The 235-nt window shown below is 72.8% G+C and carries 1 protein-coding gene; it reads left to right on the top strand.

Annotated features, from left to right (window positions below; translation table 11 throughout):
* A partial coding sequence (locus KVS69_RS20615; protein ID WP_217540209.1) for an efflux RND transporter permease subunit occupies positions 1-235 on the top strand: 235 nt, incomplete at both ends.

Raw genomic sequence — 235 nt, 5'->3', positions numbered from 1 at the left:
GATGTGCGCATGGAAGAAACCAGCGGCCAGCCGCTGCTCACCGTCACTCCCAACCGCAGCGCGCTGGCCGGCTACGGGGTCAACCCGGGCCAGGTGCAGTCCACCGTGGCCACCGCCGTGGGGGGGCAGGTGGCCGGCCAGCTGTTCGAAGGCGTACGGCGCTTCGACATAGGGGTGCGCCTGCCCGAGGCGCTGCGCCAGGACCCGGCCGCACTGGCCGTGCTGCCCGTATCGC

It is taken from the genome of Stenotrophomonas sp. GbtcB23 (assembly GCF_019091045.1).
Taxonomy (GTDB): domain Bacteria; phylum Pseudomonadota; class Gammaproteobacteria; order Xanthomonadales; family Xanthomonadaceae; genus Stenotrophomonas; species Stenotrophomonas rhizophila_A.
Note: the sequence above shows the minus strand (reverse complement) of the source record. Positions and strands in the feature narration are given on the sequence as shown.